The organism is Pseudoalteromonas luteoviolacea CPMOR-1, from assembly GCF_001625685.1.
Taxonomy (GTDB): domain Bacteria; phylum Pseudomonadota; class Gammaproteobacteria; order Enterobacterales; family Alteromonadaceae; genus Pseudoalteromonas; species Pseudoalteromonas luteoviolacea_K.
Genome location: NZ_AUYC01000070.1, coordinates 1 through 10709, shown reverse-complemented (window position 1 = coordinate 10709; position 10709 = coordinate 1). Strand labels below are relative to the sequence as shown.

At 40.8% G+C, this 10709-nt stretch carries 8 protein-coding genes; 2 read left to right on the top strand and 6 right to left on the bottom strand.

The window, feature by feature from the left end:
- Window positions 1-593 precede the first annotated feature (593 nt).
- From N473_RS22285 to N473_RS22260, 6 genes are all read right to left on the bottom strand, one after another.
- Window positions 594-2711 (bottom strand): winged helix-turn-helix domain-containing protein, encoded by a 2118-nt coding sequence (locus tag N473_RS22285; RefSeq protein WP_063369855.1) that lies wholly within the window; start codon window positions 2709-2711, stop codon window positions 594-596.
- Between the two features lie 443 nt (window positions 2712-3154).
- Window positions 3155-3997, bottom strand: a complete 843-nt coding sequence (locus tag N473_RS22280; protein WP_063369854.1) for an alpha/beta hydrolase — start codon at window positions 3995-3997, stop codon at window positions 3155-3157.
- Window positions 3998-4002: 5 nt separating this feature from the next.
- Window positions 4003-5325, bottom strand: coding sequence for a M23 family metallopeptidase (locus tag N473_RS22275; protein WP_063369853.1), 1323 nt, complete (start codon window positions 5323-5325; stop codon window positions 4003-4005).
- A gap of 2 nt (window positions 5326-5327) precedes the next feature.
- Entirely contained in the window at window positions 5328-6671 is a 1344-nt protein-coding gene (locus tag N473_RS22270) for a M23/M56 family metallopeptidase (protein WP_063369852.1), read from the bottom strand.
- Window positions 6672-6680: 9 nt separating this feature from the next.
- A complete protein-coding gene (locus N473_RS22265; protein WP_331248849.1) occupies window positions 6681-7058 on the bottom strand; it encodes a BlaI/MecI/CopY family transcriptional regulator in 378 nt (125 codons plus the stop codon).
- Window positions 7059-7157: 99 nt separating this feature from the next.
- Window positions 7158-8000, bottom strand: coding sequence for a LytTR family DNA-binding domain-containing protein (locus N473_RS22260; RefSeq protein WP_063369851.1), 843 nt, complete (start codon window positions 7998-8000; stop codon window positions 7158-7160).
- A 159-nt stretch (window positions 8001-8159) separates the two neighbouring features.
- Here N473_RS22260 and N473_RS22255 point away from each other — a divergent pair, with 159 nt between their 5' ends.
- Together N473_RS22255 and N473_RS22250 are read left to right on the top strand one after the other, a co-directional pair.
- A complete protein-coding gene (locus N473_RS22255; protein WP_063369850.1) occupies window positions 8160-8570 on the top strand; it encodes a DUF2141 domain-containing protein in 411 nt (136 codons plus the stop codon).
- 11 nt (window positions 8571-8581) lie between these two features.
- Window positions 8582-10111 (top strand): carotenoid oxygenase family protein, encoded by a 1530-nt coding sequence (locus N473_RS22250; protein WP_063369849.1) that lies wholly within the window; start codon window positions 8582-8584, stop codon window positions 10109-10111.
- Window positions 10112-10709 lie beyond the last annotated feature (598 nt).

Genomic DNA, 10709 nt, shown 5'->3' with positions numbered 1-10709 from the left:
TTCTCTGCTTCCTAGCGGATTACTGACTCAAACAATATTTCACTACGTTCACTTCAGCCAGGTGATCCAACCTCCAAAATACTTTTGCATCCGTACAAAAAACTGGAGGTGAACCACATTACCCAATGCCCAGTCCTTGCTGCGGCTCTCAAGTTATAAAAATGCGTTTCTAACACCAACAACTAAATGATTACTTTTTTGTAACCTAAAAAATAAGCAATACAATCAATTAGTTAGAAAATAACGATAAAAATAAATTTCAATGGACAGTTTTATAAAAAAGTATTGGTTATGTAAAATGATGAGTTATTGCACAGGTGAGTTGATATATATCGGGTTCAGTGAAAGCATAAAGCTCAAATGAAGATAACTGAACCCAAGTAGAGCTTATAAAATGTATCTATCTGCTTTCCTTCTCGGGATCCGAAGGGTCGTAACATTCTCCAACTAAATTACAAAATTCAGGTTCCGCTGGACTTGAGGCATACACAGGTCCAGACATCAACGAGAAAAGCACTGCTAAGCTGAGTAGTTTATTGGTATTCATTATTATTCTCATATTTTTATATGTTTATGGGTAGAAGTAGAAAGCGTTACTTAAAATACAGCTGCTGTATGGCAGAGTCATTTATTTGAACTGATAAATATACAATGTGGCTGGCTTGTTCATTCACAGAGATCCTTGGATACAAACTATAAAACATATCCTCAATCCTGGTATGTTCCCGTGTTTCCAAATCAATGTGATTGACATAGCTCTTTAAGTAGTCGAAGTTAGACCATATAACGCCATTTTGCTTTACATGCCACCGAGCAATTGCTTCAAAATTAATGCGATGTCCTAGCGGTTCAATGACCTCTAATTCAGGGGATAAAAGAAATAAATCTCCAACATAGTTTGCTGCAACAAAGCCATTTTTGGTAGGCCGGATAGACTTGAAATGACGCACAAACACTTCTGTGGTGGCACTTTCAATATCATATTTTTGAATTTCCCACTCACCACCAACCTGTACACCAAACAACACAGCTTGATCATTTTGATAAAACACACCGTCACTCGATGAGCTCGAATCAGCCGTGAAATATTCTAGCTGTCTACTTTTCATAGAAAAAACCGCAAGACGGTGTTTTTCTTTTACTAATAAGTGCTGATTAGTTGTCGCTGCAGCTAGTAACTCTAATTTATCTTCCGTCTCAAAATACGTAGTGAGTTGGTCATTTTTAATATTTAAATGGCCCAGATAATTCACATCATTTCTTTTGACTCTAACCCAGCGCATATTCTCATCCATAGGGTCAAATATCATGGATGTCACCTCAGGTGAAGTATTGATCAACCTACTAACCTCGCTCGTACTCGTCAGAGCACGTTCAATGTACAACCGATTAGCACGTTCTTGAGATTTGCGTATCGCAACAACATCATGACCAGCTTGAGAAGCTGCTATGTCCCATATTAATGCACCTGGATTATCACGAACCTGTTTACTTTCGCCTGTATTGACATCGATGATATGTAATCCCGCGCCATCTAACAGCAGTATGTCATTGTTGGTGAGCCACACAGCGCGCGCAGCCAACTCATTTTGAGTAATCAGTACCTCATCTAACTGAGTTTCAAAATTATGTATAACAAGAGATGACTTCCCGGATTGTAAAATAACGTTCACTAATCGCTTTTTATCCGGAGAAACACTGCTGGCGATAATGAACTCATCGCTATGCGTGGGTGTAAACAACCGGGTCAGCTTAAGAGACTCAAGATCTAAAGAGTAAAGCATCAGCACAGATCCAGCATTATGCCCAACTTTTACTATCATTTCAGATTCTGTTCTTCCAGTGATGACATCACTGACCCAGTATTTATCCTCAATCAATGTCACCATTGCACTTTCAGGTTCAGATACTGTTAATGGTAATAGCTTTAGAGATGAAGCACCGGTGACTGTGTCACTAAATACGAGCACCTTATCATTCTGCGCAAAGCTCAGAAAACGTGCATTAGTAGCTTTGGTTGTCAGTTTACGCGTGGTGCCATCTTGCTTATCGAGCAAGTAAACTTGTTGTGCTTCATTTTCAGAGTGTCGACCAGTGAAAGCGATAAATCGACCATCAGATGACACCGCTATCCCTCTTTTATCACCATTAAACTCAGTGAGCGATGCTTCACCAGCAAACTGAGGCCCGTCGTTCAAGTTAAGATAAAGGCTGAATGAGCAAATTACGAAAAGTAGAAAGGCGAATACCCCCCACGTAATCACATTGCGTTGTTTTTTATGCTGGGGCTCAAAGGTGGGCTGAACAATTTCTATCGGGATACTGTCTTGAACTGGTGTTGCTTCAATAGGCGCGGCTTCAACTGAGCTCACTGTTGCGCTATCGAGAATATTGGTATCACAAACGAGCTTATACCCGCGCTTTGCAACCGACTTGATATACTTTGGATTAGTTAAGTCATCATCTTTTAAGATTACACGCAGCTTTTTAACCGTGCCTCTGACAGCAGTGTCGGTAACCACACGATCAGCCCACACATGCTTGTGTAACTCGTCGACGGTAACGTAACGACCACGACAGTCATAGAGATATAATAATAGCTCCATCACTTTAGGTTCGACTGAAGTTTCTTCACCGTTTAGAAAGAGCAAACCTTGCTCTAAGTCAATAATAAAATCACCAAGTGAAGCTTTAATACTATCCTTTTGCAACCAACTATTCCCAACTAAAGTTTGACGTACAAGGTGGACTAAAAACCGACACCAATAATGCTAAATATGTAAATATTCATAAATACTATGGCCTATCAAGTGTATCAAGGAAATCTGTGACAATTCAACCTAAAGAACCTTTCCTAAGGATGAAAATCTCTTTATAAATATATAGTTATATTCATAATGAGGTACACTACATTACCCATAGAATATAAATTAGTACTTAATAAACATTCACTTAAGATATTTTTTAGTGAATGATACGCATTAAAATTGAAAGGTGAATTCTTATTGACACTTTTTCACAATCCAGCCTCAATTAAATTACAACACAATACGACTAAAATTTAATTACATGCAAAAATAGGAGCAATAAGATGCTCCTATTTGATAGAAATATCGCGCTGAGACGCATTAACACTCTCAGTTTGACATAGCCACTACTTACCGTATATATCAATTAAACCTTCTGTGAGCAGCAGCGCAAAAACACTAAAATGAGATGCACTCGGAATGACTTTGTATTGATAATTAAAGCCTTCATATTGTCGCTTATCGAGTATGCTAATAAACGCTTTTAGGTCTGCAACCATGAACCCTTCATTACCCCCAATATAATAGCGTACTGTTGCAGGCAAAACATGATTGCGCTTTGCATAGCTTCGCTCCATTTCAAATATGACCTTATTGTCATACCAAAGAGACGGGCTACCCAAAATATAGGATTCAAATAACGTTGGCTGATGCAATAAAATATACGTGCCTAATAACCCACCATATGAATGACCAACAAATGTTTTTCTGGATTTATCTACTCGAAACGAGCGAATCATCAATGGAATTACCTGATTGTCAATAAACTTCACATAGCTGCCAGCTTGCCCAGATACTTGCTGCGCTGCTTTGGAATGCCCTCCCGTTTCATGAGGTGCGAATGTCGGAGTATAATCACGAGTTCGACTCAACAAAGGGTCTGTCCCGTGAGAATAGGAAATGCCCACAACAATCACTTCTTCAATATCGCGGCCTTCAATTAAATGTAAAATCCCACTCGCCGTAGCGATGGCGTAACTCGTATCATTGATTAATACTAACGGATAACGACGATTTGACTTGTGGTAGCCTTTTGGGAGTCGTACATACAGTTCGTAATTCTGTTGATTAAAGTCCGATTTTATCTTTAATATCTGCGTATTCTGAATCGTGAACTGATCACCTGCATATACCTGCATCGCACACACCAATATGGTCGACACTAAGATCAATAACAACCGCTTATACATTCTGACTAATACTCCTTAACTTCATGATTTAAAACTAGCTTTGAATTATCCGTTTGTTTAACGTCATTGCTTTTTAACTGCGAATTTATACGTGTAACAGTATGAAAAAACGCGGTTAACTTGGCACCTGTAAGCTTACTGGCAGCATACTGAGATGTGTTGAGCATTAATGGATTAATGGCTTGACCATTTTTATGTAACTCAAAATGCAAGTGGGGCGCTTGCGATAATCCCGTATTTCCTAGATAACCAATGATTTCACCCTGCCTGACATGGGCCCCTGACTTTATGCCTTTGGCAAACCCTTGTAAGTGGGCGTATAGGGAGCAATAACCATTTGCATGTTGAATCAAAACTCGATTACCAAAGCTACCTCTCCAGCTCGCTTTAAGCACTCGGCCATCACCGGCTGCAAAAATAGGCGTACCGACAGCAGCACCAAAGTCCAATCCTTTGTGTAGTCTTGTATACCCTAATATTGGATGTTTCCGGTGGCCAAATGTTGATGAAAGGCGAGCGCCATTCAGTGGTGTTTTTAACAAAAAGCTCTGCACTGGCCGCCCATCTGCATAATAAAATTGGCCCTGTGATTCTTGACCTGCTTCATGATGATATAAAACATGTTCGATGCCCGACACGGTCAGTTTAATAAATGTCACTTTATGATGAGCGCTTCGCTTAGACAATGGGTGAGGGATCAGCAATTGAGTGGATTGATATAAGACCTCAAATACATCTGTATCTCGAAGTGTTCTTTGGAAGTCCACTCGGTGAGACAGCACAGCAATGGCCTTTTGAATAACTTCGACTGCCACTCCTCCATAAATTGCACTGTTATAAAGGCTAGCATCAACAATAACTTTGCTGTGCTTATAGACCAATTCAGTTTCTAAAGTGGACTCTGTGACTTGCCAACTTCCCTCTGCTAATGTCGCAGTCACTATGGTTGCAAAGCGCACCCCTATTGCGATCGTCAGTAATGAACCTTGCTCATCAAGTGTCACCTGTATAATCTTGCCTGTAGGTAGCTTATTCAGATCTAACCAAGGTTTCAGCTCACCAATTAACGCGATGACTTGTTGCGTACTTATCCCATAGCGGTGAAGCACACTAAGTAAATTTTCCCCAGCCGCAAGCTTGATCGTCTCTACTGTAGTACGCATACTCTCTTCTTGAGAGTGGACAGTATTCAACTCAATTGGCATTTCACGAATCACGTCAGACGGCAAAGATATGGTTTGCTCTACCAGCGTCTTATCAACTTTTTCCGAGGTGCAAGCGACCCCTACAACTAAAGCTGCAGTAAGCAATATTCTATTTTTAATCATCGTTATTTTAGTTCTAGAATACCCAATGGGTTGACTCGCTGTTCTTGATATAACAGCTCAAAGTGAAGATGTGCGCCCGTTACCCGACCACTCGCACCTAACGTTCCTATTTCATTACCGCCTTTGATCCGCATCCCCTGTGTCACGGTAATCGTATCTAAGTGTGCATATAAACTTTGATACCCATTTTCATGTTGCAGAAGTACCACATTACCGAGGTTAGGCGACAGCGTGCTGGCATCTGCCACAATAACGACCCCACCCAGTACTGCCATCACAGGTGTTCCAACAGGTGCAACTAAGTCAATACCACCATGTGGCTTAAGTTGCCGAAACTCTGAAATATGGCCATAGTATGAGCTGATCACAAAATCGCTAAGAGGGTTGTGCCACCTATCTAAATCTGCGTATAAGACAGGTCTTGCTTTAATATTAGCAACACCGAGAGAGCAGGTTATCAGTAGCAACAATGCTAATAGATATACAGGTTTATTAGACTGTGGCTGGATGATCTGCTGAAATCGCAACTTGTAATCTTCTAAACTCAATGCATCTGAAGAGAAATTAGCTGTATTTGGCATAGAACGGGTCGCAACTGAGCGCTTCAACACTGCCATTAATGTTGTCGCGTAATCCTTTTTATTAATGTCACAGTCTCTCACTGTTTTTAAATCACACCTCAGTTCCATCGCATGAATAAACCCCTTTTCCATCTTTTTTATAAAAGGGTTGAACCAAAAAAGACACCTCAATACGCTCCAAATAAGCAATGCAATATGGTCTTTATGGTGTATGTGGGTGGCTTCATGGCACAGCAGAGTATGCTGTTGTTCAGGGCTCAACTGCGAAAAGTAATTTGGTAATATAATTTTACTGTCCAATAACCCGAATACAAAAGGTGAGCAGGTAATTGGAACTGCAACGCAAAGCGTCGGTGTTGTTGATTGCTCAAAAGGCTTCGAGGTCATGAGTAACCGGTGCATATTACGCCAGCTACTATAAAAACGACTGAGCTTGTGTATTACTACAACAAAGTAAAGGACAACCGCAATATAGAACAACACATCAAAGGAAAATTGCATATTTTGAGCTGATATTTGCCCTGCTTGCTGCTGCTTTTGCTCAACATATCCACCAAACTCAAGTAGGACTTTTGGAATGGCACCTACTTCAGAGTTCGCCCCAATTGGTAAGATAGGCAAACCCGATAAAATGAGAGTCGCCCACCATACCGTCGGTGTTGCCGGGTATTTTTTGGTTATATATTTACCAATGTTAAATAATACAAAGCTCGTTAAGAGCCATAAGGTTAAGATCAGCAGCGGACTAATTAATGACCCATCCATGTATATACCTTACTCTTTGCCCTTTTCATTTAATTCTTCAAGTAATGACTCAAGTTCAACTAGCTCTTCTTCTTGAATTAAACGGCTATCTGCAAACATGGCAACCGGTAACGGCCCATCTAATTCAAAAACGGATTTCGCAAACTCTTGCGCACACGCTGCTAAAGTAGGCACTTTGTCGACCTCTGCGGTGAATATTTTTTTATTACCTAGCTCCCCTACATTCAGCAAGCCTTTGTCAGCCATACGCTCAAGTGTTTTGCGAGTTGATGAGTAACTCCATGCGAAGTCAGCTTCAATTGCATCATGAATTTCTCTAGCCGTTCTTGGTTCTTTTTGCCAAAGCAATTTTAATATGACTAGTTCCGTATTATTTGGTTTCAACATACATCCCCCTGTGACATATGTCGCACCTTAACATGCAATCAAGTGCGACACAAGTCGCACTTGATTGCAAATAATATAACCTAATGCTACCGCAGTCTGTTATGACATATTGAGTGTGTGTTTTGTTTGGCTGAGAAATGTTTGAGAGACAGGCACTTCCATATTGTTATTCAGTCGTAAAATAAGCCGACGCCCTTCGCGCTTTGTTGCAGTCACGGCGTTGATAGATACCCACCAAGATCGGTGAGTCTGAAAACCAGGGTAACCATCCAATTGCTTTAGTGCGTCTTTAAAGCGCATTAAAAGCATATGGCTTCCTTTGTCTGTGTGTACTTGCAGATAATGATCATCCATTTGCAAACAGATGAGTTCTCCGCGTTTTTCGATGGGCAATTTACTCATAAAGTCCATTAACATTTTCTGCTGCAATATCGTCGCTTCTGGTTGCTCTAACTCTAAGCGCTGTTGCTGATAGGTGATCATCGCATGTTGTTGCTGCACAAAAGCCTTTGTTACACTGATTAAGGTGATAACTCCACCAATAAATAAGCAAGCCATGATAGCGAAAGGCACGCTCTCCCAATAAGTTGATGACAAAGAAAAAAAACGGGTAATAATAAATGGCGTGATGAGCCCCATAATGACGCTGGCACATAAAATAGAAACCACCAAAGAAAGGACATTTTTTGTCTTCAAATTAGGCGCAATACTTGACAGCGCCGCTCTACCCAATGTCAATGCAGGTGCATAAACCAAGTAACCACACAGACAAATGGTTACCCAGAAGCTCAATGCATACACAAAACTAACGCTGTCCATACCAAAAGGTTTTAAAAAGGCCAAAAAGCATGCACATAACAAAACAATAGTGCCATCAGAAGCCAGATTGCGAATTGTCCACCTTGAGCTTTCATTATGATTTTTATAGTTATTTTTTTTCATTTCACGATTCGCCAAAAAGACACCTGCTAAATAAGTCTAACCCACGAAGTACCTGCCTAACCCACGAAACTCATATTGTTCATGGATAAATTCCATTTTATCTTTTTTATCAATCGGCGCAAATAAGCACCAAGAAAACAGATAGATAAGGAAGAGTATATGAAGGCTTTAATCTCAACATTGGCTCTATGCTGCGCACCAGCCATGGCTAATCACCTTGAATTACAAATAACTAACGTCAGTAACGAACAGGGGAAGATGTATATCGAGTTGTTCAAAGGTGCGCAGAACTATAAAGCTGGTAAAAGCTATATCCAAAGTATCATCCCTGCTAAAGAAGGCATGGTGCAGGCAAACTTCTCTGACATAGAAAGCGGAGAGTATGTCATTCGCTTCTTTCATGATGTTAATAATAATGCACAACTAGATACAAACTTCTTCGGTATCCCAATAGAGGGAGTTGGTTTTTCAAATAATGCAACCATGCAATTTGGACCGCCAAAATATCAAGATATGGCGATCACCATCAAGAATGGCAACAACACAGAAAGTACCAATATAAGCTACTAAAGGATCTCATTATGGACCGTCGGCAATTACTCAAAGGCATGCTAGCAGCGCCCATTGCACATGCAACTATCTCAGCGCCTTGTCTCGCTGCTATACAAAGCAGCTTATCTCAAGTTGATCCGTTAAAGGTCAATCAGCAACGCTTTTTAGCTGCATTGGACACAAACCCAGACTTGATAGGTGTCCTTGGCACTGACTCTGACTTTTCACCTCGTCAATTGAAGTTAGAGGGCCAATTGCCAAAAGATCTGAAAGGCTTCTTTTATCGCAACGGTCCAGCTCGGCACCAAAGAGCTGAGCAGAGATATACGCACTTATTTGAAGGGGATGGCATGATCCACCAGTTTCAGTTTGCAGAAGGAGCCGTTCATCACCGAGGTAAATTTACACAAACAAGTAAATTTATCGCTGAAGAGAAAGCTGGCAGATTTTTGTTTTCTGGCCCAGATAGTAAACTGCCGAACAGCCTTGCAATCAACAACCCTGATTCAATTAATACAGCCAATACAAATGTATTGCCAGTTAACGGGGAATTATGGGCACTGTGGGAAGCTGGCTCTGCAACCGCAATTGATGGAACTACACTCAAAACTAAATCGCTGATTAATCTCGGTGAGGGTACACAACATCAAAGCAGTTTAAAAGGCTTACCCTTCTCTGCACACCCGAAAGTAGAAGCGGATGGGACAATATGGAATTTTGGCTATGCGCTTAGCGGCCATATCGTTTTATATCAATTAAATGGCCATGGCAAATTACAAAATGTAGGTATGGTTAATAGCGGGTTTACAGGGGGAATGGTGCATGACTTCCTAATCACCGAAAAACATATTCTTCTTGTATTACCTTCGTTGAAACGAGATAGAACCATAGAAGGGCAGTTTTCATCTATTCAATTTGCACCAGAGCAGGCCATGGAAGTACTCATTATCAGTAAAGGTACGCTCAAGGTCGTAAGAAAATATAGTTTAGATCCTGGTTTTGTTTTTCATTTTGGCAATGCTTGGGAGGATAAAAATGGCAACATATCTTTTGATGCGAGTTTATACCCAAACGGGAATGTACTAAACCAAATGACTGCGATGATGCAAGGAAAAAGTGATATACCTGTATCACCTGCGAAAACTGTCGTATTTTGCTTATTGCGCAATGGTAAAGTGAGATCATACACTATCGATGGAATCAGCGAATTTCCGCGTATATATAGTGCATTAACTGGTAAGAAGAATCGTGATTTATTCACTCTGTCATCTATAGAAAGCGATGTTTGGAGCGATAGCGTTAGACGTATTAACTTAGACAATGATAGCGTGGATACTTTCACTTATGGTAAGGACTATTTAGTTGAAGAGCATGTATTAACAGCCCCTAACGAAAACGCTAGAAATGATTACTTAATTGGTACTGCGTTACACATTCCTACAAAGCGTACTTGCCTCAATATATTTAATGCACACAACATATCAGCAGGACCAATTTGTAGAGCCTGGTTGCCCTATGCGATTCCTTTAGGGTTTCATGGTAACTTCTTAGCAAGGTGATTAACGTGCAAAATGTAACGATAACGAGCGAAGCGAGGACGTTCAATTTGCGCAAGGTGGAATAAGCCATTTTAACCGCGGCTAAGGGACTGTATTCAAAATGAGTAAAGGGTGAAAGCTGTAAAGTTTGCTCCCCTCACCTTGCCCTTATCGTGCAAAATGTAACGATAACGAGCGAAGCGAGTGCGTTCAATTTTCGCAAGGTGGAATGGGCCATTTTAACCGAACAGAATCAATACACCTCTACAAACTCAGCAACCTGGCAAAAACTGGAAAAGCATGGATCCTGAAGCGAGTTCAGGATGACATGGTGCAAAAGGCTAGCGACAGCGAACGCAGTGAGTGCGCTTCTTTTGCACAAGGTGAAATGAGCCGTTTTATAGCACTGCACTCAACCTTTCCGTCACCCTGAACTTGCTTCAGGGTCTATAGTGCAAAAGGCTAGCGACAACGAACGCAGTGAGTACGCTCTTTTTGCGCAAGGTGAAATAAGCCGTTTTAATAAAAGGTAATTATAGCACTGCACTCAACCTTTCCGTCACCCTGAACTTGCTTCAGGGTCTATAGTGCAAAAGGTTAGCGACAACGAACGCAGTGA